Annotated in this window: 20 protein-coding genes; 9 read left to right on the forward strand and 11 right to left on the reverse strand. The window is 69.3% G+C overall.

The features are described from left to right. The gene (locus P5F91_RS12185) at nucleotides 1–810 is read left to right on the forward strand and encodes a biopolymer transporter Tol (RefSeq protein ID WP_277907279.1); all 810 of its coding nucleotides are present in this window, start codon (nucleotides 1–3) and stop codon (nucleotides 808–810) included. A gap of 101 nt (nucleotides 811–911) precedes the next feature. Beyond that, nucleotides 912–1496: a hypothetical protein gene (locus tag P5F91_RS12190; RefSeq protein WP_277907280.1), complete on the forward strand. Its 585-nt coding sequence runs from the start codon at nucleotides 912–914 to the stop codon at nucleotides 1494–1496. Nucleotides 1497–1505: 9 nt separating this feature from the next. Here the strand turns inward: P5F91_RS12190 and P5F91_RS12195 are convergent, their stop codons facing one another. Then, nucleotides 1506–4529: a ligand-binding sensor domain-containing diguanylate cyclase gene (locus P5F91_RS12195; RefSeq protein WP_277907281.1), complete on the reverse strand. Its 3024-nt coding sequence runs from the start codon at nucleotides 4527–4529 to the stop codon at nucleotides 1506–1508. A gap of 280 nt (nucleotides 4530–4809) precedes the next feature. Between P5F91_RS12195 and P5F91_RS12200 the strand changes: the two genes are divergently transcribed. From P5F91_RS12200 to P5F91_RS12210, 3 genes are read left to right on the forward strand one after another with little or no spacing between them, the layout of a single operon-like run. Next, nucleotides 4810–7314 carry a zinc-dependent metalloprotease gene (locus P5F91_RS12200; RefSeq protein ID WP_277907282.1) on the forward strand — a complete coding sequence of 835 codons (2505 nt, stop codon included), beginning with the start codon at nucleotides 4810–4812 and terminating at the stop codon, nucleotides 7312–7314. 53 nt (nucleotides 7315–7367) lie between these two features. Beyond that, entirely contained in the window at nucleotides 7368–8492 is a 1125-nt protein-coding gene (locus P5F91_RS12205) for an alpha/beta fold hydrolase (RefSeq protein ID WP_277907283.1), read from the forward strand. A gap of 34 nt (nucleotides 8493–8526) precedes the next feature. Continuing rightward, complete coding sequence (locus P5F91_RS12210) at nucleotides 8527–9204, forward strand: cupin domain-containing protein (RefSeq protein ID WP_211106864.1); 678 nt, start codon at nucleotides 8527–8529, stop codon at nucleotides 9202–9204. Here P5F91_RS12210 and P5F91_RS12215 read toward each other — a convergent pair whose 3' ends face one another. The 4 genes from P5F91_RS12215 to P5F91_RS12230 all read right to left on the reverse strand — a co-directional run bounded on the left by P5F91_RS12215 (nucleotide 9205) and on the right by P5F91_RS12230 (nucleotide 12469). Next, complete coding sequence (locus tag P5F91_RS12215; RefSeq protein ID WP_040849108.1) at nucleotides 9205–9753, reverse strand: DUF4199 domain-containing protein; 549 nt, start codon at nucleotides 9751–9753, stop codon at nucleotides 9205–9207. 104 nt (nucleotides 9754–9857) lie between these two features. Further along, nucleotides 9858–10352: a helix-turn-helix transcriptional regulator gene (locus tag P5F91_RS12220; protein WP_145609662.1), complete on the reverse strand. Its 495-nt coding sequence runs from the start codon at nucleotides 10350–10352 to the stop codon at nucleotides 9858–9860. Between the two features lie 87 nt (nucleotides 10353–10439). Beyond that, the gene (locus tag P5F91_RS12225) at nucleotides 10440–11354 is read right to left on the reverse strand and encodes a pseudouridine-5'-phosphate glycosidase (protein ID WP_145609661.1); all 915 of its coding nucleotides are present in this window, start codon (nucleotides 11352–11354) and stop codon (nucleotides 10440–10442) included. Between the two features lie 8 nt (nucleotides 11355–11362). Continuing rightward, nucleotides 11363–12469 carry a carbohydrate kinase gene (locus P5F91_RS12230; protein ID WP_145609660.1) on the reverse strand — a complete coding sequence of 369 codons (1107 nt, stop codon included), beginning with the start codon at nucleotides 12467–12469 and terminating at the stop codon, nucleotides 11363–11365. A 264-nt stretch (nucleotides 12470–12733) separates the two neighbouring features. Between P5F91_RS12230 and P5F91_RS12235 the strand changes: the two genes are divergently transcribed. The 3 genes from P5F91_RS12235 (at nucleotide 12734) to P5F91_RS12245 (ending at nucleotide 17598) form a co-directional block, all read left to right on the forward strand. Further along, the gene (locus P5F91_RS12235) at nucleotides 12734–15367 is read left to right on the forward strand and encodes a tyrosinase family protein (RefSeq protein ID WP_277907284.1); all 2634 of its coding nucleotides are present in this window, start codon (nucleotides 12734–12736) and stop codon (nucleotides 15365–15367) included. Between the two features lie 77 nt (nucleotides 15368–15444). Then, nucleotides 15445–15852 carry a hypothetical protein gene (locus tag P5F91_RS12240; RefSeq protein ID WP_277907285.1) on the forward strand — a complete coding sequence of 136 codons (408 nt, stop codon included), beginning with the start codon at nucleotides 15445–15447 and terminating at the stop codon, nucleotides 15850–15852. 240 nt (nucleotides 15853–16092) lie between these two features. Next, on the forward strand, nucleotides 16093–17598 hold the full coding sequence (locus tag P5F91_RS12245; protein WP_088871246.1) for a S10 family peptidase: 1506 nt from the start codon (nucleotides 16093–16095) through the stop codon (nucleotides 17596–17598). Nucleotides 17599–17677: 79 nt separating this feature from the next. Here the strand turns inward: P5F91_RS12245 and P5F91_RS12250 are convergent, their stop codons facing one another. From P5F91_RS12250 to P5F91_RS12275, 6 genes are read right to left on the reverse strand one after another with little or no spacing between them, the layout of a single operon-like run. Further along, entirely contained in the window at nucleotides 17678–18742 is a 1065-nt protein-coding gene (locus P5F91_RS12250; protein ID WP_277907286.1) for an ABC transporter ATP-binding protein, read from the reverse strand. Nucleotides 18743–18751: 9 nt separating this feature from the next. After that, the gene (locus tag P5F91_RS12255) at nucleotides 18752–19594 is read right to left on the reverse strand and encodes a carbohydrate ABC transporter permease (protein WP_277907287.1); all 843 of its coding nucleotides are present in this window, start codon (nucleotides 19592–19594) and stop codon (nucleotides 18752–18754) included. Further along, nucleotides 19591–20478: a carbohydrate ABC transporter permease gene (locus tag P5F91_RS12260; protein ID WP_246134281.1), complete on the reverse strand. Its 888-nt coding sequence runs from the start codon at nucleotides 20476–20478 to the stop codon at nucleotides 19591–19593. The genes P5F91_RS12255 and P5F91_RS12260 overlap by 4 nt, the downstream gene beginning before the upstream one ends. Continuing rightward, the gene (locus P5F91_RS12265) at nucleotides 20475–21755 is read right to left on the reverse strand and encodes an ABC transporter substrate-binding protein (RefSeq protein ID WP_277907288.1); all 1281 of its coding nucleotides are present in this window, start codon (nucleotides 21753–21755) and stop codon (nucleotides 20475–20477) included. Before P5F91_RS12265 ends, P5F91_RS12260 begins: the two co-directional genes overlap by 4 nt. Continuing rightward, nucleotides 21755–22930 carry a PLP-dependent transferase gene (locus tag P5F91_RS12270; RefSeq protein ID WP_145609653.1) on the reverse strand — a complete coding sequence of 392 codons (1176 nt, stop codon included), beginning with the start codon at nucleotides 22928–22930 and terminating at the stop codon, nucleotides 21755–21757. The genes P5F91_RS12265 and P5F91_RS12270 overlap by 1 nt, the downstream gene beginning before the upstream one ends. Then, nucleotides 22927–23676 (reverse strand): FadR/GntR family transcriptional regulator, encoded by a 750-nt coding sequence (locus tag P5F91_RS12275; protein ID WP_277907289.1) that lies wholly within the window; start codon nucleotides 23674–23676, stop codon nucleotides 22927–22929. Before P5F91_RS12275 ends, P5F91_RS12270 begins: the two co-directional genes overlap by 4 nt. A 160-nt stretch (nucleotides 23677–23836) precedes the next feature. Between P5F91_RS12275 and P5F91_RS12280 the strand changes: the two genes are divergently transcribed. After that, nucleotides 23837–24214, forward strand: a complete 378-nt coding sequence (locus P5F91_RS12280; protein WP_145609651.1) for a DUF427 domain-containing protein — start codon at nucleotides 23837–23839, stop codon at nucleotides 24212–24214. The last annotated feature ends 15 nt before the right edge of the window (nucleotides 24215–24229 follow it).

Here is a 24229-nt window from a genome sequence, read left to right on the forward strand (position 1 = left end):
ATGATTGTACTGGCCGCCTGCCTCATGGTCATCCTTCCGGCGGCGGCGCAAGAGGTGCCCGGCACTTCGCCCGCCAATAGCGCGCCCGGCACGCCCACGGCGCCGGACTGGGCCTATCCCGACTATCCCGGCCATCGTCAGGTGGCCCCGCCGGCGGGCTTCCACCGCCCCACGCGCGTTGAGGCCCAGCCCATCGGCCTGTTCGATGGCCAGGCGGACGTGGGCGGCACCCTGGTGCCGGGCCAGGGAACGGTCCAGGACGGCCGCTACACCGTCACCTCGGCCGGCTACAACATGTGGTACGGCCGGGATGAGTTCCGTTTCCTGTGGAAGAAGATGTCCGGCGACGTGTCGCTGGCGGCGGACGTCGCCTTCCCCAACCCGGTGGGCTACGGCGACCGCAAGGCGCTGCTGGTCATCCGCCAGAGCCTGGACGACGACGCGCCGGAGATGGTGGTGGGCCTGCATGGCACCGGCATGTTCCACATCGCCTGGCGTCCGGCCAAGGGGGCCGAGATGGTGGACATGGAATATAAGGTCGGCAGCCGCGGCGCCCTGAAGGGAGAGGCTGTCGCCGGCCTGGTCACCCTGCATCCCCAGCGCATCGGCATCGAGAAGAAGGGCGACGCCTTCACCCTGTGGGTCAGCGAGCAGGGGGAGCCGATGCACCCCTACGGCGCCCCCATTTCCCTGAAGCTCACCGAGCCCTTCTACGCCGGCATCGGCTTCGTCTCCCACCTGCCGACCACAACGGACACAGCGGTGCTGTCCCGGGTGGTGCTGGAGAATGCGGCCGGGAAGGTACGTTAGGCGGGCATGCTGGCCCGGATTATCTCGTCAAGGGAGATTCCGGGCCAGGGTGGCCTGTGCCAGGCTGGAGCCAGATTGCGACCATCCCGGAAGGACCGCCCATGACCGCCCTGCTTCCCGCCGAGCTTGCCTGGTACGCCACCGGCCGCTTCTACGGCACCAAGGACGGGGAACTGGCCGACTACGGCTATTTTCTGCACCTTCCGTTCGACGGGGTGCCGCTGTTCGACGGCACGCCGTCGGAGAAAACAGCGCATTTCACCTTCGCCGCCCGGCCGTTCAAGGCGGCGCAGGTCGACAACGGGGCGCTGACGCTGAGCCTGGATCCGGTGGGGGAGTTCTCGCTGTATCTGCAGCGCCGGCCGGCGGCCACCTTCGATAACCCGGCCTCGTTCATGGAGGGCGAGCGTATCGCCACGTTTCGCCGCGCCAGCCTGGCGGTGGGCACCACCGTGGCGGTCGCCGTCGGCGCCACGCCGGCGCCGGTGTTCGCCACCAACGTGTTTTCCGCGCGCCTGGTGGCCAGCGTCCCGTTCGACTTCGCCGGGGACCGCCATGACCTGGCGCATCATATCGGCCGGGGCATCACCCAGTTCGGCACCGCCGCCGCCACACCGGTCACCCCGCCGCCGCCCGGCTATGACGTGGTCCTGCCCTTCACCGGTTCGGCCATCGCCCTGGGCTGAACCCGGCTCTCACTCCGCGGAGCGTGTCATCTCCACCCGGTTGCGGCCGGATTGCTTGGCGACGTACAGGGCGGCGTCGGCGCGGGCGTAGAGGGCGTCCAAATCCTCGCCGTCGCGCAATTCGGCCAGGCCCAGGCTGGCGGTGACGCGGATCGTTGCGCCGCCATCGGTTGCCACGCGTTCGTCGCTGATGGCCTGGCGCAGGCGGTCGGCCAGCAGGCGGGCGCCGTGGGCAGCGGTGTGGGGCATCAGCAGCGCGAACTCCTCCCCGCCGATGCGGCCCACCAAGTCGGTGGAGCGCACATGGCTGGCGAGGACGCGTCCCGTGAGGGCCAGCACGGCGTCGCCGCCGGGATGGCCGTGGGTATCGTTCACGCGCTTGAACTCGTCGAGGTCCAGGATGGCCAGGGTCAGAGGCGTGCCATGACGACTGGCCAGCGCGATCATGTCGTGCGCCCGCTCCATGAAATGGCGGCGGTTGGCGCAGCCGGTCAGCGGGTCGGTGGTGGCCAGGTGGGTCAGGCGGTCGTTGGCGGCGCGCAAGTCCGCGGTGCGGTCGGCGATCTGGTTTTCCAGTTCCGCCTGCCGTCGGCGCAGATAGCTGGTGCGCCAGCGCACCAGCAGCGTCACCGCCACCACCGTCAGCGCCACCGCCAGCAGGCGCAGCCACAGGCGCTGGTACCAGGCCGGCATCACGCGCAGGGGCAGGGTCAGGTCCCGCTCCGTCCACACGCCGTCGCGGTTGCTGCCCCGCAGGCGCAGGGTGTAGTCGCCGGGCGGCAGGTTGGTGTAGACGGCCAGGCGGCGGTTCACGTCCGCCTCGATCCAATCGGCGTCATACCCCTCCAGCCGATAGGCGTAGCGGTTGCGGACGGGGGCGGTGTAATCCAGGGCGGCGAATTCCACCGCCAGGCTGTTGGTCTCGGGCGTCAGCACCAGGGGACCGGTCGCGCCCACCCTGGCCACGGGCATGGGATGGCCGCCCACCCGCAGATCGGTGATGACCACCGGGGCTGGAAAGCGCCAGGCGGGCAGGCTGCCTGGGCGCACCACGGTCATGCCGCCCTTGGACCCGAACAGCGCCTCCCCCGCCGGGGTGGCGGCACTGGCGCCCACGAAATAATCGACCAGGGCGGAACCGTCGGCGCGGCGCACCGGCCGAACCTCCAGCGTCCCGGGGTCGATGCGGGCCAGCCCGTCGTCGGTGCCGGCCCAGATGACGCCGTCGCCGTCCATGGCCAGGCTGCAGACATTGGCGTGGGGCATGCCCTGGGCCAGACCGAAGTGGCGGAAGCGCGGCCTGCCATCGGCGTCCCGGGCGGTCATCAGCGCCAAGCCGCCGCCGAAGGTGCCGACCCAGAGGCGGCCCTGACGGTCCACCAGCAGGCTGCTGACATAGGGGTCCGGCAGGCCCTGGGGGTCGCCGGGGGCCGGGGGGATGCGTTCCACGGCGCCGGTGGCGATGTCGATGTGGTTCAGGCCATTGCGCGTGCCGACCCAGAGGTCCCGCCCGGCGCCGGACAGCAGGGCGCGGATGGTGCGGTCGGATAACTGGGCCTGGTCGGCCGGCGTGGCGCCGAACACCAGGCGGCCGGGCGTGCCGCCGGGACCGTCCAGCGTGTAGCCGCGCAGCCCGTCCTCCTCCCCGCCTACCCACAGCATGCCGTCGCTGACGATGAGCGACATGGTGGCGGCGGCCGGGTCGCGGCCGCCGGGCAGGGTGACGCGCCGCACGGCACTGGCCGCCGGATCGGCGCGGTACAGGCCCCGTCGCGTGGCGATATAGACGCGACCCGCCTCATCCTGTGCCAGGGAGAAGACGATGTCGGGCGGAAGGGCGTCTTCCGGCTGGCTGGGATCGGGGCGCAGGGCTGCCACCCGACCCGCCATCGGATCGACGACATCGATGCCGCCGTCGAAATAGCCCAGCCACGCGCGGCCATCCCGCGCGGACAGCAGGGCGAACACGTCGCTGGCGCTCAAGCCTTCCCGCCGGCTGCCGCCGAAGACGGTGGCGACCAGGCCGGCGTCGTGCGGGTGATAGCTGAGGCCGCCGGTGCCCCCCACCCAGATTGAGCCGGCGCTGTCCCGCAGCAGGGCCCAAATGTCGTCATGGGCCAGGCTGTTGGGCTGGGCGCGGTCGTGGCGTATGGGGCGCATGGCGCCGGATCGGGTGTCGATGGCGATAATGCTGCGGTTGCGCAGGCCCACCCAGATTTCATGCGGGCCCGAGGCGCAGATGGCGGAGATCCAGCCCGTCAGCTCGGTGGCGGCCGGGTTGACCGCCCGGGGGACGGCACCTGGCCGGTCTATGGTGTAGAGTCCATATCGAATGGTGCCGACCCAGATGCGGCCCTCGCCGTCCTGGAACAGGACCGAGACGTTCGTTTGCGGCGTCTCGCCCAGCGCCACGGCCGTGAAGCCATTGCCGCCGGGCTTGCGGTAGGCCAGGCCTTGCGCCGTCCCCACCCACAGGCCGCCGGCGCCGTCGCGCAGCACCGCCTGCACCCGGCCAGCGGGCAGGCCGCCCGCTTCCGGTGCCCCGGCGCGCAGCACGGTCACCGCCCGGCTGTCGATGTCCAGGTGGCGCAGCCCGTCGTCGGTGCCGATCCACAATCCCCCGGCACCATCGTCGGTGATGGCTCCGATGTCCGGCCGCCCGTTGATGGCGCCCAGGGGGATGGTCTCGAACCGGTCGCCGGCGGCGTCATACAATGACAGGCTGTTGGCACCCACCCACAACCGTCCCTTGGGGTCGATGAACAGGCTTTTGATGAAGTCGCTGGGCAGGCTGCCCGGCACGTCCTGGCTGGCGGTGTAGCTTTTGAAGCGATAGCCGTCCCAGCGGGCGAGGCCGCCCTGGGTTCCCACCCAGATGAAGCCGTCATGGTCCTGCGCCAGGGCGGTGGGCACGGGATGGGGCAGGCCCTGGTCACGGCCGTAATTCTGAAACACCGTTTCGGCCAAGCCGGACCAGCGTTCCGCCGGCGCCGCGCGGGTAAGCGACGGCAGGGCGACAAGCCCAAGCAGCAAGACGACACGGCACAGCCGCAATCCGCTGAGGACCAACCCACTTACGCGCTTAACGCTCAAGATGCTGCCGCCCATCGTCCGTTCGACATCGGAACCATAACAGGTATGACGTGTCTTAGCACCGGCGTGTCGCTACCAACACGCTATCTTCTGGTCAGGAATAATGGATATCCGTCGGATACGAAAAGGTTTTTCAAGGGACTAATTCAGCCAACCCTTGTGTGGTGGCCGCATTTCGGCACATCGTGCGTCCAAACAGGGGACTATTGGGGGACATCCGTTGCGCACGTCATCGCTGGCCGTGTGGGCCGCCGTGTTGGTCTTTTCCACAGCACCCGTCTCCACAGCACCCGTCGCCTTGGCGGCGGTACCTGCCGGGGCGCCGTCCGGGCCAGCCGCGGCCTTGCGGGATCTGCCGGCGCAGGACGGCCTGCTGCCGGTGCGGGTGGACAAGGCCGCGGGCAAGATCTTCCTGACCCTGCCGGCGCCTGCTGCCGACGGCGTGATGGCGCGGTACCTCTACACGCCGGCGCTGCGCACCGGCCTGGGGTCCGCTCCCACCTTCCTGGACCGGGGGCGCATCGGGCAGACGCAGGTGCTGGCCTTCCGCCTGCTGGGCGCCAAGGTCGCCGTCCAGTTCGAAAACCCCCGCTTCCGCAACCCCGCGGCGTCCGGCCCCAGCGCCGACTTCGCCACCTCCATCGTGTGGATGGGGGACGCCGTGCCCTTGCCCGACGGGCGGGTGGCGGTGGACATCGCCAAGTTCCTGACCGCCGACATGCTGGGTATTGCCAAGTCGCTGGGGCAGGAGGGCGATGCCATCGGCACCGGTGGCGCGCCGCAGGGGGCGGGCAAGGGCTTCAGGCTGGACGGGGGCCTCAGCGCCGCCGACCCCACCTCGCTCAAGCTGTTCCCTGACAACCTGGAGGTTGACGCCATCCAGACCTACACCTCCGACCATCCGGGGGCGGAGGTGGAGAACATCGCCCCGGACGCCCGCCAGGTCAGCTTCACCGTCCATCACAGTTTCGTGCGCCTGCCGGCCCCCGGCTTCACCCCGCGCGCCTTCGATCCGCGCATGGGCGGCTTCTCCACCCAGGCGGTGGATTACGGGCGGCCCCTGGGCCAGGACGTGGTGCATGACGTGGCCAACCGCTTCCGCCTGGAAAAGGTGGACCCGTCCGCCGCCCGCTCCCGCGTCAAGAAGCCCATCGTCTTCTACCTGGACCGCACGGTGCCGGAGCCCATGCGCACCGCCCTGCTGGAGGGCATCAACTGGTGGGCCCAGGCCTTCGAGGCCGCCGGCTACATCGACGCCTTCCGGGCGGAGCCGCTACCCGACGGCGTGGATCCGATGGACGTGCGCTACAACATCGTCAACTGGGTGGACCGCGCCACCCGCGGCTGGTCCTACGGGCAGGAGATTGTGGACCCGCGCACGGGTGAGATCGTGAAGGGCATGGTGGTCCTGGGCTCCGAACGGGTGCGGCAGGACATCCTGATCTTCGAAGGCCTCGTGGGGGCGGACAAGGTGGGGACCGGCGGGCCGAACGACCCGGTCCAGGTGGCGCTGGCCCGCCTGCGCCAGTTGGGCGCGCATGAGGTGGGGCACGCGCTGGGCTTCGCCCACAACTTCGCCGCCAGCACGCAGGGCCGCGCCTCGGTCATGGATTATCCCGCCCCGCGTATCGGTTTGGTCGATGGCCATCCTGACCTGTCGGACGCCTATGGCACCGGCGTGGGCGCCTGGGATAAGGCGACGGTGGATTGGCTGTATGGGACCGCGCCCACCGGCCAGGACGACCAGGCGGCGGCCGATGCCAAGGCCGCGGCGGCGGTGGCCGCCGGCCTGCGCTATGTGCAGGACGACAATGCCCGCCGCCCGGACACGGCCCAGCCTTGGGGCGGCCTGTGGGACGACGGCGCCGATCCGGTGGTGGAGTTGACCCGCCTGATGGGCGTGCGCCGTGCCGCCATCGACCAGTTCGGCCTGAAAGCGCTGGCGCCGGGGGAGGCGGTGGCGGAGCTGCGCCGCCGCTTCGTGCCCATATGGCTGCTGCACCGCTATCAGGTGAACGCCGCCGCCAAATCGGTGGGCGGCGTCACCTTCGCCTATTCGGTGAAGGGCGACGGTCGGGAGGTGTCTGCGCCCGTGCCGGCGGAAACCCAGCGTGCCGCCCTGTCGGCCCTGCTCTCCACCCTGTCGGCCGACCAGCTGCGCGTGCCGGCCGGCCTGTTGCCCCTGCTGTCGGCCGCCCGCAACGGCAGCGACAACCGCCAGTTCGATATCGAGCTGTTCGCCACCGCCGGCGGGCCGGTGTTCGACCCGCTGGTGGCGGCGGACGTCGCGGCCTCCGTCACCCTCAACACCCTGCTGGCGCCCACGCGTCTCGCCCGGCTGGCTGCACAGCACGCCGCCGATCCGCAGGCGCTGGGGCTGGCTGAGGTGCTGGAGCGGCTGACCGCCGCCGCGCTGCCGGACAGGAGCGACGCCGTCAGCCGCCGCGTCGCCTATCGCGCCATCGTCACCATGGCCCAGGTGGCCCGCCGTCCCGGCACCACGCCGGAGGTGGCGGCCCTGCTGGACCAGCGGGTGCACGAGGTGGCGGAGACCCTGGCCAAAGGCCGGGGCGATGCCGACGAACGCGCCTGGGCCCTCAGCCTGTCGCGCCGGCTGCTGGACCCACAGCAGGCGGACAAGCTGCTGGCCGACCATCCGCGCTCGGTGGAGGTGCCGCCGGGCGACCCCATCGGTGGGGAAAGCGACTGGATGGATTTGCCCTGACCGGGACCGGCCGCTAGCCTGCACCCCAAAATCTTTGAACGGAGGGGAAGTGCATGCGTGGTCCGAGTCTGAAATCCGTCGCCATCGCGGTGGCCATCGCCACCCTCGCGGTACCGGCCCTGGCGTCCCTGCCGCCCGACACCCGCGCTATCCTGGGCACGGTGGGCAAGGTGGTCTCCGCCAATGGCATCGACGAGGCCAAGGCGGTGGAGATCGGCGGCATCCAGCAATGGATCACCGTGCGCGGCAAGGACAGGCGCAACCCCATCCTGCTGGTGATCCACGGCGGCCCGGCGGCGCCCGAGCTGCCTACCCGCTATCTGTTCGAGGCGCCGTGGACCGACTATTTCACCGTGGTGGAGTGGGACCAGCGCGGGGCGGGCAAGACCTATCTGCTGAACGATCCGGCCAAGATCGCACCCACCTTGAGCGCCGACCGCATCGTGCGCGACGCGGAGGAGCTGGTGGGCTATCTGCGCGCCACCTATGGCAAGCAGAAGGTTTTCGCCATCGGCCACTCCTGGGGCACCATCATCGGCCTGAGCCTGGCCGCCCGGCGGCCCGACTGGCTGTACGCCTATATCGGTGCCGGCCAGATCATCGACACGGTGGCGGCGGAGAAGGTCAACTACGCCTGGGTGCTGGACGAGGCGAGGCGGCGGGGCGACGCCCAGGCGCTGAAGGAGCTTGAGGCCATCGCCCCCTATCCGGAAAAGGACGGCAGCCTGCCCATCGATAAGCTGGGGGTGGAGCGCAAGTGGTCCGTGAAGTTCGGTGGCCTGACCTATGGCCGCGACAATTACGACTATTGGGAAAACGCCGAAAAGATTTCGCCGGACTATTCCGATACCGACTTCAAGGCCATCGACCAGGGCAGCGGCTTTTCCCTGCCCAAGCTGCTGCCCGACCTGGCCGGGGCCAATTTCACCAGTCTGACGAAGCTGGACTGCCCCCTCATCATCTTCGCCGGCCGGCATGACTACACCACGCCGTCGGAGCCGGTGCAGGCCTGGTTCCGCAGGCTGTCGGCGCCGTCCAAGCGCTTCGTCTGGTTCGAGAACTCCGCCCATATGATGTATGGCGAGGAGCCGGGCCGGGTGCTAGTCCACCTGGTGCAGGACGCCCGGCTGCTGGCGGCGGCCGTGGGCGACGTGGCGCCAGAGGCGGATGGCCCGTGAGTGGAGGGGGCCACGAGGTGACGGAGGATGCGCGATGATGCGGCTGAACGACGATCTTGCCGTGCGTACGGCGGTGCATGCCGGTGGCATGGATTGGGTGCCCAGCCCATCGCCGGGCGTGGGGCGCCGTATGCTGTCGCGCATCGGGGATGAGAAGGCGCGCGCCACCTCCATCGTCCGCTATGCCGCCGGCAGCCGCTTCCCCACCCACGGCCACCCAGGCGGGGAGGAGTTCCTGGTGCTGGATGGCGTGTTTCAGGATGAAACGGGCGATTTCCCCGCCGGCACCTATGTCCGCAACCCGCCCGGCACGGCCCATGCCCCCGGTTCCGTCCCTGGCTGCGTCATCTTCGTGAAGCTGTGGCAGTTCCGGGCCGATGATCAGGCCCGCGTCGTCCTCCAGCCCGGCGAGGGGGCGGCGTTGCCCGTCCGCCCCGGCGTTGAGCGCGCCCTGAGCCTGTTCGCCGACGGGCATGAGGAGGTGCGGCTGGAGGACTGGGGGCCGGATGCCGAAGTGCGTGTGACCAATCCGCAGGGCCTGGAACTGCTGGTCGTGGCCGGCGGCTTTATGGAAAAGGGCGAGGCGTTCCACTCCCAGTCCTGGCTGCGCCTGCCCGCCGGCCAGGACCTGGTGGTCCGTACCGGCGGGCAGGGCGCCCGTGTCTGGTTGAAGGCCGGGCCGCTGCTGCACCCCGATGTCTGCGCCTTCTGATCAGGCCAGGACCGGCGCGCGCCGGGCGGGCCAGAAGCGGCTGTTGCGCAGCAGGCCGGCGGAAACCAGCGACACCAGCACGCCGACGGGGAAGATCTCATTGAAGGTCAAGGAGAGGCGGTAGAAGGGGTTGGCGTATTTCGCCCTCATCTTGTCCATCTCCGCCGTCAGGGCGGCCAGGGCCTCGTCCGAGGCGCCCTTGGCCTTCTCCTGGCTGATCATGGCCTGGGCGTAGTCGTTGACATAGTCCATGTGGTTCAGGGCCTGCGTCACCTCCCACGCCAGGGCGTAGATCACCCCGCCGACGACGCTGATGCCCAGGCCCAGGAACAGGGCGGGCCAGAAACGGATGACGCCGCCCAGGGCGGTGTCGCGGTGGCGCTTCACCGCCAGGAAGATGGTGCTGAGCGCCACCAGCATGGTGGCGTAACCCAGGGCCATCTCCACGGCCATGGGCAGGTGGCCGTGCGGAACCGTGGTCAGCACCCCCATGGCCAGGCCGGAGATGAGGCCGGCGGCCAGTCCGTAGGTCAGGATTTTGCGCAGCATGCGAAGGCCCCTTTGGTTGCGTGTGGTCCGTGCCCCTCAGTGCCCCGCGATTCCGGCCGCGGGCAATCGCCCAAACGGGTGATTTGGCCGGAATCACCCGTTATTCAGGGCACTAGACCCAACTCGCGGGCGCGGTTGACGGCGTCGGTGCGGCGTTGGGCGCCCAGCTTCTCGAACAGGCGGGCCAGGTGCGTCTTCACCGTGTTGGGTGAGATGTCCAGCACCAGCGCGATCTCCTTGTTGGAGCGTCCGGCCGCCAGCTCACGCAGCACGGCCATCTCGCGCGCGCTGATGCCCAGGCCGGCCTGGGCCTGGACGTTGCCCTCCGCCGGCAGCGGCGGGGCGGGGCGCATGAGCCGCATCCCAACCATCACGCCCAGGGCCAGGAAGGCCGCCGCGATCAGGAGGATATAGATGTCGTCGGAATGGGCGCGGGCCAGGCGCTGGTAATCCAGCCACTGCAGGACCGCCGTGCCCACGGCCAGCGCCAGGCCGTAGATCGCCACGCGCCGCGCGGCCGGCAGCCAGTCCGCCCGGCGCTGGAACGCCACCCGCACTCGCTGCGGCAACAGGCGCTGCGGCAACACGGGACGGCGCATGGCTTTCCTTCAGGCTGATCGGACCATTCGCCATGAAGGTCCGCCGGGGGCCGCCCCGCTGTCAAGTTGGCCCCTGTCAAGCGGGCCTCAGCCAGCGGCGTAGGCCACGGCGATGCGGGCGGCCAAGGCGGCGTTGTTCTTCACCAGGGCGATGTTGGCCGTCAGGCTACGGCCCCCCGATAACTCATTGATGCGGGCCAGCAGGAAGGGCGTCAGGTCCTTGCGGCTGATGCCCCGGGCTTCGGCCTCCGCCACCGCGTCCGCGATGGTGCCGTCGATGAAGGCGGGGTCCAGGGCGTCGGCTTCCGGGATGGGGTTGGCGATCATGATGCCGGTGCCGCAGCCCAGGTCCCGATGCAGGCGCATGGTGGCGGCGATCTCCTCCGCGCTGTCCAGGCGATGGTCGGCCTTGTGGCCGCTGCTGCGGGTGAAGAAGGCGGGAAAGTCGTCGCTGCCATAGGCGATGACGGGCACGCGCTGGGTTTCCAGGAACTCCAGCGTCTTGGGGATGTCCAGAATGGACTTCACGCCGGCGCAGACCACGGTGGTGGGCGTGCGCCCCAGCTCCGTCAGGTCGGCGGAGATGTCGAAGGTGGCCTCCGCCCCGCGGTGCACGCCGCCCACGCCGCCGGTGGCGAACAGGGGGATGCCGGCCAGGTCGGCGAGGCGCATGGTGGCGGACACCGTGGTGCCGGCGCTGCCCCGCCGCACCATGACGGCGGCGAGATCCCGGCTGGACGCCTTCACGACACCCTTGGCCTGGGCCAGGTCCTCAAGCTCCGCCACCGTCAGGCCGGCGCGGGCCACGCCCCGCACCACGGCGATGGTGGCGGGCACGGCGCCGTTGGCGCGCACCACATCCTCCACCGCCAGCGCTGTTTCCAGATTGGCGGGATAGGGCATGCCGTGGGTGATGATGGTGGATTCCAGCGCCACCACCGGGCGGCCGGCGGCCAGCGCATCGGCGACCTCGGGGCTGAGGACGGGCTTCAGGAGAGACATCGGGGACCTCAAATCGTCAGACGGTGCAGGTTGGCGGCCAGCAATTGCGGCGACAGGCCGGGATGGACGCTGGCTTTGCTTTCGGTGGTCAGCGCCCCCACCAGGGCGCCCATCCTGGCGGCGGCCAGCAGGCCATCGCCGGCCACCAAGCGGAACAGGGTGCCGGCGATCATGGCATCGCCGGCGCCGGTGGTGTCGACGGGCTGGGCGGGTATGGCCGCGAAGGTGGCGGCGCTGTCGTCGCCGGCGACGGCCGTGCCCTGGGCGCCCAGGGTGACCACGGCGCCGGCCGCCCCACGGGCCCTCAGGCCATGGGCCGCCGCCTGGGCGCCCTCCAACCCCTCATGATGGGTGCCCAGCAGGGCGTTGGCCTCGTCCAGATTCATGAACAGCAGGTCGATGCCCGCCAGGTCCCGCGGCAGGCGCGCCAGCTTGGGGATGGAGACAGCGTCGATGGCCAGGTGGAACCGGGCGCCCCGCCGCCGCGTGACCAGGGCCGCCACCGTTTCCGCCGGCAGGTTGCAGTCGGCGAAGACCCAGTTGGCCGCTGCCAGGTGTGGCCAGGCGCGGTCCAGCAAGGCGGGGGTGAACAGGTCGAAGATGCGCATGTCGGCTGCGGCCACCGCCAGGTCGCCATCCGGGCCCAGGATGGCGGCGTATTCGGCGGTTGGCGCCTCTGCTGTCGCCGCCGTCTGGCTGACATCCACGCCGAGGCCGCGCAGGTGGTTCAGGATTTCGCGGCCGGCCTCATCCTCCCCCACCAGGGAGACCAGGGCGGTGGGCACCGCCAGGCGGGCCAGGTTCTCCGCCACGTTGCGGGCGACGCCGCCGGGGCTGCGCACGCCGGTCACGGGGTTGGAGGTGGCGGGCACCAGGGGGGCCAGCGCTTGGTACTTGCGGTCCAGCACCGCCCCGCCCAGGCAGACCACGCGGCGCCCCGCCGGCAGGATATAGCCCCGGCCCAGCAGCCGGCCTTTCTGCGTCAGGCTGACCACGTGGGCGGCAATGGTGGAGCGGGCCAGGCCCAGGGTGTCGGCCATGTCCTGCTGGCTGACGAAGGGGTTGGCCTCGATGGCGGCCAATACCGCGCGTTCCTGGTCGCTAAGATCGGTCATGGGGTGTCCGGCTGGCGAGATCACAAGGGGTTATAAACACATGTTCTCAAAAAAACATATGTTTTGGTGCGACCTTGATCATTCCCAGGACCGTGGTGTCAGTTCTCTCAGGTTGAGTATCTCCATTGTAAGAACTCGTTACATAATACCCTCTTGGCCGAACGAGCGGCGGCATCCATACTCCAGGTTGTTAATTTAATTATTAATGCGTTCATGGCGGGTAAATTGCCGGACGCTCTGGAGGGGGACGGGATGCGGCGATCGATGAAGGCGATAGCCCGGCGGGTCAGCATGTGCGCGGCCGTGGCGCTGGGGGTGGGGCTGTCGGCAACGGCCGGCGCGCAGACCGCGGCCGATGGCGCGAGCGCGCAGGTGGAAATCCTGGTCCATGGCGATGCCCGGACGGGCGCGCACTTCGACTATGTTACCTGGGCGCCCAGCCCGACGTTGGTGCGTGTCCGCCCCGGTACCCTGCCGCCGGGGGCGACAGTCACCGTGGTGCTGACCAACGCCGCCGCCCCGGCCGAGGGCAAGGGCCATGTCAACTTCGCCCTCACGGCGGACGAGTACAAGAAGGCGGTGGAGGGCGGCGGCGCCAAGGACCAGATCATCCTGACGCTGAAGGGCGACGGTACGCCCCAGCCCATCGTCGTGGCCGGTGACTTCCCGCACTTCAGCCGCGACGACAAGGACACCGCCATCGTCGCCCACCAGGGCACAGCCACGGGGCCGGTGATGGGTGGCGCCCAGGTCATGGTGCGCGTGCGCCGCAATGAGGAAACGCTGAGCGCGGAGGAGCGCAGCCGCTTCCTGTGGGCCCTGGCGGCCCTGCGCTTCCAGAAATCGCCCGACCCGCGCTGGCGCGACACCTACACCTTCCTGGTCGATATGCATGACATCGGCGCCCGCGGCTTCGCGGAACCGGCGGACATCGGCTATCCGGACCAGGAGCACAAGGCGGCGGCCTTCGTCGCCTGGCACCGCGCCTTCCTGCTGGAGCTGGAGCGGGCGCTGCAGAAGGTGGACCCCTCGGTCACGCTGCCCTACTGGCCCATGTACTACTCGCCGGGCAAGGATGGGGCGACGGTGTTCCATGCCGACTTCACCGGTGCCAATACCGTGGCCGGCGATCCGGACTTCATGGCCACGGACCTGATCCGCTTCGACGCCGGCAACCCGCTGTACGGCTGGAACATGCCGGGCCGCGGGCCGCTGATGCGCTGGCGGCAGGACCGCAACAACGTCAAGCTGTTCAACACGCCGGGCATGCTGCTGGACAAATCCAAGGCGGGGCTGAAGTCCAACTATTCCTTCATGGCCGGTTCTGTCGAGGCCAACCCCCACAACATCGGGCACGGCTGGTCCGGCGTGTGGATGTCCAACTGCATGATCTCGCCCAGCGACCCCATGTTCTGGCCCTTCCACACCTATTTCGACTGGCTGTGGGCGGCCTGGCAGCAGCATTACGACCGCTTCCGCTCCGACGGCGCAGACCCGGCGCAGTACTGGCCCAACGACGCCTATGCCGACGGCAACCCCAGCAACAAGACCAATCCGCTGGGCCACCACCTGCGCGACACCATGTGGCCGTGGAACGAGGAGATTCAGCCCAAGCCGGTTGAAACCTTCAGCGCCCGCCGGCCGCCGCAGACGGTGGGCGGGCCCTTCGCCCCCTCCGGCGTGCCGGGCCTGTGGCCACAGACGCCGGCCAAGCCCACGCCGGGTGAGCTGATCGACTACGCCGGCTATGTCACGCCGGATACCGACGCCGGTGTGGGCTATGACAACCTGCCCTGGTCACCCAAGCAGCAGAGTCAGCCCTTCCAGGGCGACGTGGCGCCCACCGCCACGGCCATGACCACCTTCCTGGCCAAGGACCGCCCGGTGGCGGAACGTGTGGAGCAGGCCGCGCAGGTGGATCTGGCGGCGGCATCCGACGCGTCGGCCAAGTCCGCCATCCAGGCGGTGGCGCTGGCGACGGCCGAGGATGCGGAGGTGCGGGCGGCAGCCCTGGACATCCTGGCCCGCGTCGACACGGCTTACGCGGTGGAGACGGCCTACAAGATCGAGGGTGACGCCAAGCACCCCACGCTGGCTCATGCGGTGGAACGGGTGCGCGCCATGGAGATGTTTGCCAACCGTCCGGTCGACATGCCGGCGGAAACGGCGCCGCCGCCCGCGCCCAAGACGGTGTCGGTGCTGGACAAGGGTCTGTACGCCACCGCCCGCAACGGCGTGCCCGACAACAACCCGTGCGTCGTGGGCGGCCTGACGGTGGAACTGCAGCACTTCCTGGCCAAGCCCACCGACGCCGTGCGCATCTTCCCGCAGGATGCGGCGGCCTTCGTCGCCTCTACCAACCTGTTCGAGGCGATGCCGGCCGCCAACAGCCGCCATGTCCATGGCAAGGCCAACGCCAGTTGCGCCACGCCCTTTGACAAGGCCGTGACCTTGAACACCATGCGCGGTCTTTTGAAGATGAGCGCTACGACGCCCACCAGCGTGGGCATCGACTGGTGGAAAACCAAGGCGCTGGCGGCCACCGTGCTCGCCCATAGCGGTGATGCGGCCACCATCAGCCTGGTGAAGGGGTTGGCGGCGGATGCCAAGGCCACGGTCGATGCCCGCGCCGCGGCCATCAACAGCCTGCGCCACCTGAACGAAGCGGCCTTCGAGACTGTGGTGGGCAGCCTGGACCGGGACCGGACGGCGTCGGCGGAGCTGAAGGCCCAGGCCATCGCCGCCGTCGGCGCCTATGTCCTGGACCACGGCCGCGACCTGCCGGCAGACCGGCGCGCCCGCCTGGCCCACCTGCTGGACATCCTGTCGGCCACGTCGCCGGCGGAGCAGGCGGCGCTGAAGACCGCGCGGCATATGCTGGCGCTGGCCGCCGGCTGATCCATACATCTCTCCCCCCCGGGCTGCGCGTGACCTGCAGACCCCGCCGCCCGGCCCGCACATGAAGGAACATGCCCATGGCCAACCCGCCGACCTTCGCCGACGTGCAGACCATCCTGTTCACCATCACCGCCTCGCAGGACGACGTGCAGGCGCGGTATGAGATCTACGGTCGCCACGATGCCCAGGGCCGCTATAGCTGGGAGACTGAGCCGGAACTGCTGGCCTCCATCGCCAACCCCTATGGCGGCGGGCAGGCGAGCAGCGATATCCAGCTCATTCCGGACCTGCCCTATGCGACCCTGAGCGACGCCCAGATCACGGCGCAGTGCGCGCTGGTGCGCATGTTGTCGCCCGGCGCGGACGGCAGCCCGGCGCGCATGCCGGTGCTGAGCCCCGCCACGGCCCGGCGCCATGCCACCGCCGATGAGCTGGCGACCATACGCGACTGGCTGCGCACCCTGTCGTATCCGCGTGGCACCTGAGAGCCGGCGGACGCGACTCACACGGCTGTCGACGGATACGGTATCCCCATTACCGGCGGGGCGGAGGTCCCGCTGGTTGCGCCGCAGGGGCCTGTGGGGCCATTCATCAACCCAGGGTCCGGTGTAACTGGCACCCCGATGCCGCAGGGAATGCCACGGGCTTGCGGGGTCGGTGGCGACCATGGTCTAAAAGTCGCCATCAGGCACAAAGATGCCGACCGATCAGGGGGACCATCCTTCATGCGCATCACTACGTTCGTCTCGTGCTTCGCCCTGCTGATGGCCATGGGCGCGCCCACCTATGCCGCCGACAAACCCGCCGACAAGCCGGGCAAGGAGGCGCCGAAGGATGACGGCGAGCTGGCGCCGTTCCCGGCCCCGAAGTCGGTCAAGCAGACGGCCACCATCGCCGGCAAGCGCGTCGAGTACACGGCCACCGTCGGCTCCCTGCCGGTGAAGGACGAGAAGGGCAAGACCATCGGCGAGGTGGTGTACACCGCCTACACAGTGGCCGGTTCCGGCGCCGCCGCGCGCCCGGTGACCTTCGCCTTCAACGGCGGCCCCGGCGCCTCCTCCGTCTATCTGAACCTTGGCGCCATTGGGCCGAAGCAGGTGGCCTTCGGCAAGGCCGGCGACAGCCCGTCCGACCCGGCCATCCTGAAGGACAACGCCAACAGCTGGCTGGACTTCACCGACCTGGTCTTCATCGACCCCATCGGCACCGGCTTCTCCCGCACCAAGGTGGATGAGGAACAGACCAAAAAGGCCTTCTACACGGCCGATTCCGACATCCATTACCTCAGCCGCATCATCTATGACTGGCTGCTGACTAACAACCGCCTGACCAGCAAGAAGTACCTGGTGGGCGAGAGCTACGGCGGCTATCGCCTGCCGCGCCTGGCCTATTACCTGCAAAGCCGCATCGGCGTGGGCGTGTCGGGCATGACCCTGGTGTCGCCCTACCTGGACCCGCCCGCCATCGGTGAGGCCGACGCCCTGTCGCCCCTGCCGTGGATGATCAACCTGACGGCCATGGCCGCCGGCAATTTCGAGCGCCAGGGCAAGCCCTTGAACGAGACCACCATGGGCCCGGTCGAGAAGTACGACCGCACCGAGTTCATGCAGGACCTGATGGCCGGCCCGCGCGACAAGGCCGCCACCGACCGCCTGTCCGCCAAGGTGGCGGAGCTGACCGGCCTGGATCCCAAGCTGGTGCGCCGCATGAACGGCCGGGTGGACATCGGCACCTACCTGCGGGAAATCCACCGCGCCGACGGCAAGGTGGGGTCGGTCTACGACAGCAACGTCACCGCCTTCGATCCGTTCCCCTCCAGCGCCGAGGCCCGGTACAACGACCCGCTGCTGGACGGCCTGATCGCGCCCACCACCTCGGCCATGGCCGACTTCGTCACCAACCAGGTCGGCTGGAAGGTGGAGGCGCGCTACAACGCCCTGTCGTATGAGGTCAACAAGCTGTGGGACCGGGACGACACCGACAACCCCGTCACCGACCTGCGCAAGGCCATCGCCAACGATCCCAAGATGGCGGTGACCATCGTCCACGGCTGGAACGACCTGTCCTGCCCCTATTTCGGCTCGCGCATGCTGATCGACCAGATGCCGACCTACGGCGTCGCGGAGCGGGTGAAGCTGCGCATGTACCCCGGCGGCCACATGTTCTACGCCCGCCCCGACAGCGGCGCCGCCTTCCGCAAGGACGTCATGGCGATGTACGACGCCAAGTGACCGCCTGACGCGATTTGAGCGGATATCGCCGGCCGGGACATGCTCCCGGCCGGCTTTTTCATTGAGGGGCCAGGGTTGCTCACCCGATGCGTGTTCCGGTGGTTGGGTCGAACAGCAGCGGTGCGCTGGGCGATGCGACCAGGCCCACAACTTCACCTGGCGGCAGTGGGCGCGGGTCCATAGTGAACAGCTTCAGGCGTTGGGGGCCGAGGGCCAAGTGTACCACCCGGCCGGTGCCCGTGGTCTCCACCACGTCAACGCGGACAGCCGTGCCCTCGGTTGGATCAGTCAGGGCCAGGCGCTCCGGCCGCAGGCCCAGGGTGAGGGTGGTCCCCGCCGCCAGACCGGCGGGCGGGGAGACGCGGGCCAGCGTCTGGCCCTCCACCACCAGCGCGCCTTCGGGCGCCAGCGTCGCGTCCAGGAAATTCATGGGCGGGGAGCCGAGGAAGCCGGCCACGAACAGGTTGGCGGGGTTGTCGTACAGATCCTGGGGGCTGCCCACCTGCTGGATGGCGCCGTCGTTCAGGGCGACGATGCGGTCGGCCATGGTCATGGCCTCCACCTGATCGTGCGTGACATAGACGCTGGTGGCGCCCAGCTCACGGTGCAGCTTGCGGATCTCATAACGCATCTGCTCGCGCAGGCGGGCATCCAGGTTGGACAGGGGCTCATCGAACAGGAAGGCCTTGGGGTTGCGTACGATGGCGCGGCCCATGGCCACGCGCTGGCGCTGGCCGCCGGACAGAGCCTTGGGCTTGCGCTCCAGCAGGCCGGTCAGGCCCAGCTTGGATGCGGCGGCCTCCACCGCCGCCTTGATTTCCGCCGGCGGCAGGCGGCGCTGCTTCAGGGCGAAGCTCATGTTCTCCCGCACCGTCATGTGCGGGTAGAGGGCATAGGACTGGAACACCATGGCCAGGTCCCGGTCCTTGGGCGCCACCTCGTTCACCCGCCGTCCGTCGATGCGGATCTCGCCGCCGCTGGGATCTTCCAGTCCGGCGATCAGGCGCAGCAGGGTGGACTTGCCGCAGCCCGACGGCCCCATCAGGGCCACGAACTCCCCCTCCCGTATCTCCAGGTCGATGCCGCGCAGCACCGGGCCGCCGCCGTAATCCTTGCTGACGTTGGAAAGCGTGATGGTGGCCATGGGGAGGGGTCAGCCTTTCACGGCGCCGGCCGTCAGGCCCTGCACCAGATAGCGTTGGATCAGCAGGAAGAAGGCGCCGACCGGCAGCAGGGCCAGCACGCCGGCCGCCATCATTTGCCCGAAATCGACCGAGAATTTCGAGACGAAGCTCAGCAGCCCGGCGGGGAAAGTGCTGACGGCAGCGGAGGAGTTCAGCATCAGGCTGAACAGCAGCTCGCTCCACGCCGCGGTGAAGACGAAGCCGCCAGTGGCCGCCAGCCCCGGCAGGGTCAGGGGCAGGATGACCCGCCGCAGGGCCTGGAAGCGGGTGGCGCCGTCCATCATCGCCGCCTCCTCCAAATCCTTCGGAATGGCTTCGAAGAAGGACTGCATGAGGAAGGCGGCGAAGGGGGTGTTGAAGGCGGTGTAGACCACCACCAGGCCCGTCAGGCTGTTGGTCAGGCCCAGCGGCGCCAGCAGGCGGAAGATGGGCGCCACGATGATGACCAGGGGGAACATCTGGCTGACCAGCATCACCCCCACCACCCACGCCTTGCCCCGGAAGCGGAAGCGCGAGAAGGCGTAGCCGGCGGCCGATGCGGCGGCGGTGGCCAGCAGGCCGGTCGCGGCGGAAACGATCAGGCTGTTGCGGAAGAACAGCGGGAACTGGCTGTGGCGCAGGACGGACCCGTAATGGTCCAGCGTCACGCGGGAGGGCCACAGCCGCACGCCCTCGCCATACATCAGATCGTCGGGCGTCAGCGACACCTTCAGCAGCCAGAACAGGGGGAACAGGGCGAAGGCGACGAAGGCCGCCAGCGCCAGGGCGTGCAGGACGCGGGCCCCAATACTGTGGGGGGTGGTCTTGCTCATGGCCGCTCCGTCATCGCGTGGCGCAGCACCATGACGGCGGCGGCGTAAGCCAGCAGCAACAGCAGCAGCACGGCGGCCACGGCGGAGGCGTAGCCGAAGTCCAGGCGCTGGAAGGCCAGGGTGAAGATGTAGCTGGACAGGATCTGGGTGGCGTCGGCCGGCCCGCCCTTGGTCATCACCACGATCAGCTCGGCGAAATTGGCCACCCACACGGTGCGCAACATGACGGTGATGGCGATGGTGGGCGCCAGCAGGGGCAGGGTGACGCGGCGGAAGCGCAGCAGCGGCCCGGCGCCGTCCATGGCCGCCGCCTCATAGATGTCCTTGGGGATGGACTGCAGGGCCGCCAACAGCGTGATGGCGAAGAAGGGGATGCCCCACCAGACGTTGGCGGCAATGGGCCCCCACAGCGCCAGGCGCGGGTCGGACAGGATGTTCTCCGGCGTGGCCAGCAGGCCCAGCCCGTGCAGCCAATGGGGCAGCGGGCCGATCACCGGGTTGAACAGCCAGGCCCAGGTGAGGCCGGACAGGAAGCCTGGCACCGCCCAGGGCAGGAAGACCAGGGCCTGCACCAGGCCGCGCGCCGGGAACGGCCGGTTCAGCAGCAGCGCCAGGACGAGGCCGAAGGTGAATTGCAGCGCCACCGACACCGCCGTCCACACCACCGTGTTGCGCAGCGCCGTCCAGAAGCCGTCGTCGTCCAGCATCTCCCGGAAATGATCCAGGCCGACGAAATCGCCACTCAAGGGGTCCAGCAGGATCAGGTCGTGGAAGGCGTAGGACAGGCCGGTGACCAGCGGCACCAGCATGATGGCGGCGATCAGCAGCAGCGACGGTGCCGTGTAGAAATAAGGTTCCAGCTTCAGGGCCAGGGTGCGGTTCATGGCTTTACACCCCCCAACTGACTTGAAGAGGCCTGCTTGCGCTTGGCCTTGGTCAGGTAGGCGGCCCATTGCTTGTTCATGGTGGCGGGGCTGATCTGGCCCAGCAGGGCCTGCTGGCTGCTGCGCACCACCAGGCTGTCGGCGAAATAGGCGAAGCCCGGCAGGTAGGTGGGCATGAGGGTGGGCACCACGTCCGGATCCGCCAGTTCCGCGAACCACCCCTGATAGATGGCGCCGGCGTACAGCGGGTCGTGCGCGGCGGCGGTGTAGACGGGCAGGGCGCCGGTCTGCTGGTTCCAGGCCAGGTTGCCGGCCGGGTCGTTCAGGGCCGCCACCAAGTCCCAGGCCAAATCCTTCTGGGCGGACTTCTTGAAGATGGACCAGCCGGCGAAGCCCAGGGTGGGATAGGCCTTGCCGTTGGGGCCCTTGGGCCAAGGCGCCACGCCGAAATCCTCCGCCTTCATGCGGGCCTTCAGCGCGATCAGGGCGTCGGGGTCCTGGTCCACCATGGCGCAGGTGCCGGTGTAGAAGCCGGCCACCACCTCGTTGAAGCCCCAGTTGACGCTGTCCCTGGGCGCCAGCCCGTCCTTGTACAGGTCGATCAGCCAGGTGGTGCCGGCCACCCAGCCGGCGTCGTTCAGGGTGCTGGTGCCGTCGTCATGGAAGAAGGCGTTGCCGCCGGCGATGCTGGCCCCGAACATGACCCAGCCGTTCAGGCCGCCCGGCCCGCCGCGCAGGCAATAGCCGGACTTGCCCGGCAGCTGGGCGATCCGAGCCGCGTCGGCGCGCAGTTCCTCCAGCGTCTTCGGCGGCTTGGCAATGCCGGCCTGGCGGAACACCGCCTTGTTGTAGTACAGGGCGCGCAAATAGAAGCCGTAGGGCAGCATATACGCGGTGTCGGCCACGGAGCGCGCGACCGTTAGGGCCCGGTCGTTCAGGCCCCTGGTCTCCGGCCAGCGGGCCAGATAGGGCTCCAGGCTTTCCAGCTGGCCGTTGCCGGCGTAGAGGGACAGCCAGCGGTCCGGCATCTCCACCACGTCGGGGATGTCACCCGCCGCCACCATGGTGGCCAGCTTCTCGAACGCCGATCCCCAGGCCAGGGAGGTGATCTCCACATGGGTGCCGGGGTGGCGGGCCTCGAAACCCGCCACCAGCCGCTTCAGCGTCTCCGTCCGCTCCGGGCTGCTCAACACCTCCACCAGCCGCAGCTCTTCGGCGTGGGCCGTGGCCGCTGGCAGAAGCAGGGTGAGGGTGAGGAGCAGGCGCTTCAGCATCATCAGCGTTTGGCCGCCGTCAAGGCTTGGTCCAGGTCGGCCCACAGCGCCTCCGTCCCCTCCAGCCCGACATGAAGGCGCACCATGGTGGCCGGCACGCCGAAATCGAGGGCGGAGTTGGGGCCGGCGGCCTGGACGTGGGTCACCAGGGCCGGGACCACCAGGCTTTCGTGCCCGCCCCAGCTGACGCCCAGGTGGAACAGGGCCAGCGCGTCGCACAGCGCGGGGATATCGATGCCGTCGTCCACGGTGAAGGAGAACAGGCCCGAGGTGCCGGTCAGGCCCGGCGGCAAGGGGCCCATCAGCGCCGGATGGTGCACCTTGGTGACGTTGGGATGCTCGGCCAGCCGCCGTGCCAGGGTCAGGGCCGATGCCTCGTGCGCTTTCATGCGGATGGGCAGGGTGCGCAGGCCGCGCAGCAGCAGCCAGGCCTCGAACGGCCCCAGCTTGGCGCCGATGTAGGGGCAGATGGTCCGGCGGATGATGCCGGTGAGATCGGCCCGCCCGGCCACCACGCCCGCCACCGTGTCGCTGTGCCCGCCGATGTATTTGGAGGCGGAGTGCAGGACGAGATCCACACCCAGCGTCGCCGGCTGCTGGAAGATTGGGGTGGCCCAGGAGTTGTCGATCAGGCTGACGGCGCCGTGCTTCCTGGCCAGGGCCGCCAGGGCCGCCACGTCGTGCGCCTCCATCATCCAGCTGTTGGGGCTTTCCAGGTACAGCAGGCGGGCGCCGGGCAAGGCGGCGTCCACGGCGGCCAGGTCGGCGCCGTCGACGTAGGTGGTGGTGACGCCCCATTTCTTCAGCAGCGTCTCGAACAGGCGGTAGGCATCCGGGTAGACATGGCGGACGCAGACGATGCGGTCGCCCGGCTGCACCAGCGCCAGCACGGCGCCGGAGATGGCGGCCATGCCGCTGGGGAAGCCGATGGCGTCCTCCGTCCCCTCCAGCGCGGCCATCTTGCGCTCGAACTCCGTCACCGTGGGGTTGGTGGTGCGGGAATAGACGTTGCGCGACCGCTTGCCGGCGTAGGTGTCCGCCATCTCCTGGAAATTGGGGAAGGTGAACAGCGATGTTTGGACGATGCCGGGCACCACCGCTTCATAGGCGTGGGTGATCTCATCATGCGCCACCAAGCGCTGGGCCAGGGCCACGGGGTCTTCGGTAAAGTCGGTCATTGCGGGGAGCCGGTTGTGGGGGACATGGCCTGGATGTCTTCTTCGACGATGGCGAGGATGCCCAGGGTTTTCAGCCGTGCGGCCTCCGGATCGCCGGCGCGGATGGCGTCGAACAGCTCGCGGTGCAGGGCGAAGGATCGGCGGGCGAAGTCGGGACGGTCGAAGGGCTTGTCGAAGAAATGCTCGAACGTCTCGCGGAACTGCTCCAGCAACTGGCGGAACAGTGGATTGTGGGTGGCATCATAGATCGCCAGGTGGAACTGCAAATCCTCCGGCCCGGCGGTGCCCTGGTCCAGGTGCACGCGCTCCATGGCCACCAGCTTCTCCTCCAGGATGGCCAGGTCGGCCGGGGTGGCGCGGCGGGCGGCGGCCTCGCTGGCCGCGACCTCCAGACCCCGGCGGATCTCCAGGGTCTGCAACAGCCGGTCGCGCAGCAGCCCGGCATCTATTGTCAGCGAGACATGGACGGCGCCGGGCGTGATGGCCCGCAGCAGATAGGTGCCGCTGCCCTTGCGCGTCTCCACCAGGCCACGCGCCTGGAATTGGCGAATGACCTCCCGCACCGTGGACCGCCCGACGGCCAGGCGGGCCATCAGCTCCCGCTCCGTCGGCAGGCGGTCGCCCGGCTGCAAGGCCCCCTCGGCGATGAAGGCAGCCAGGGCGGCGCTGACCGCTGCGATGCGGTCGGCGCTGGGCAGCGGCTGCAGGGCCGCGCTGGCGGGAAGGGGGGAGGCGGGCGGAACCACGGCACCTCGGATGTCATGGGTGGGACGCGGCGCTATCCCGACGCCGCCCCAAATTGGTCTGACATCTGATGATCGGTGCGCGGTCAGGGGCTGTCAAGCGGGTCTCGACGCCTGGGACCACCGGCCCCATATCCTTGGAAGCGACCGCAGGAGGCAGCCCATGTCCGACAAGACGATCAAGATACCCGGGCCCGATCATCCCATCACCATCGAGCGCAACCCCAGGCGGGTGGTCGTGACGCTGGGCGGCAAGGTGATCGCCGACACGCGTGACGCGCTCAGCCTGCGGGAGGCGCGCTATCCGGCTGTCCAGTACATCCCGCGCAAGGATGTGGACATGGCGGCGCTGGAGCGCACCGACCACACCACCCACTGCCCCTACAAGGGCGACGCTTCCTACTTCAGCATCCCCGCCGGCGGCGCGCGGGCGGTGAACGCGATCTGGACCTATGAGGCGCCGCACGCCGCTGTCGGGGCGATAAAGGACCACCTGGCCTTCTATCCGGACCGGGTGGATTCCATCGCCGAGAGCGATTGAGGCTGCCGCCGGCGT

It is taken from the genome of Nitrospirillum amazonense (assembly GCF_029594735.1).
In the GTDB taxonomy this organism is placed as follows: Bacteria; Pseudomonadota; Alphaproteobacteria; order Azospirillales; family Azospirillaceae; genus Nitrospirillum; species Nitrospirillum amazonense.

Coding starts and splice junctions, on each gene's coding strand:
- P5F91_RS12185 (WP_277907279.1), top strand. CDS start 1: ATGATTGTACTGGCCGCCTGCCTCATGGTCATCCTTCCGGCGGCGGCG.
- P5F91_RS12190 (WP_277907280.1), top strand. CDS start 912: ATGACCGCCCTGCTTCCCGCCGAGCTTGCCTGGTACGCCACCGGCCGC.
- P5F91_RS12205 (WP_277907283.1), top strand. CDS start 7,368: ATGCGTGGTCCGAGTCTGAAATCCGTCGCCATCGCGGTGGCCATCGCC.
- P5F91_RS12210 (WP_211106864.1), top strand. CDS start 8,527: ATGATGCGGCTGAACGACGATCTTGCCGTGCGTACGGCGGTGCATGCC.
- P5F91_RS12215 (WP_040849108.1), bottom strand. CDS start 9,753: ATGCTGCGCAAAATCCTGACCTACGGACTGGCCGCCGGCCTCATCTCC.
- P5F91_RS12220 (WP_145609662.1), bottom strand. CDS start 10,352: ATGCGCCGTCCCGTGTTGCCGCAGCGCCTGTTGCCGCAGCGAGTGCGG.
- P5F91_RS12225 (WP_145609661.1), bottom strand. CDS start 11,354: ATGTCTCTCCTGAAGCCCGTCCTCAGCCCCGAGGTCGCCGATGCGCTG.
- P5F91_RS12230 (WP_145609660.1), bottom strand. CDS start 12,469: ATGACCGATCTTAGCGACCAGGAACGCGCGGTATTGGCCGCCATCGAG.
- P5F91_RS12235 (WP_277907284.1), top strand. CDS start 12,734: ATGAAGGCGATAGCCCGGCGGGTCAGCATGTGCGCGGCCGTGGCGCTG.
- P5F91_RS12240 (WP_277907285.1), top strand. CDS start 15,445: ATGGCCAACCCGCCGACCTTCGCCGACGTGCAGACCATCCTGTTCACC.
- P5F91_RS12245 (WP_088871246.1), top strand. CDS start 16,093: ATGCGCATCACTACGTTCGTCTCGTGCTTCGCCCTGCTGATGGCCATG.
- P5F91_RS12250 (WP_277907286.1), bottom strand. CDS start 18,742: ATGGCCACCATCACGCTTTCCAACGTCAGCAAGGATTACGGCGGCGGC.
- P5F91_RS12255 (WP_277907287.1), bottom strand. CDS start 19,594: ATGAGCAAGACCACCCCCCACAGTATTGGGGCCCGCGTCCTGCACGCC.
- P5F91_RS12260 (WP_246134281.1), bottom strand. CDS start 20,478: ATGAACCGCACCCTGGCCCTGAAGCTGGAACCTTATTTCTACACGGCA.
- P5F91_RS12265 (WP_277907288.1), bottom strand. CDS start 21,755: ATGATGCTGAAGCGCCTGCTCCTCACCCTCACCCTGCTTCTGCCAGCG.
- P5F91_RS12270 (WP_145609653.1), bottom strand. CDS start 22,930: ATGACCGACTTTACCGAAGACCCCGTGGCCCTGGCCCAGCGCTTGGTG.
- P5F91_RS12280 (WP_145609651.1), top strand. CDS start 23,837: ATGTCCGACAAGACGATCAAGATACCCGGGCCCGATCATCCCATCACC.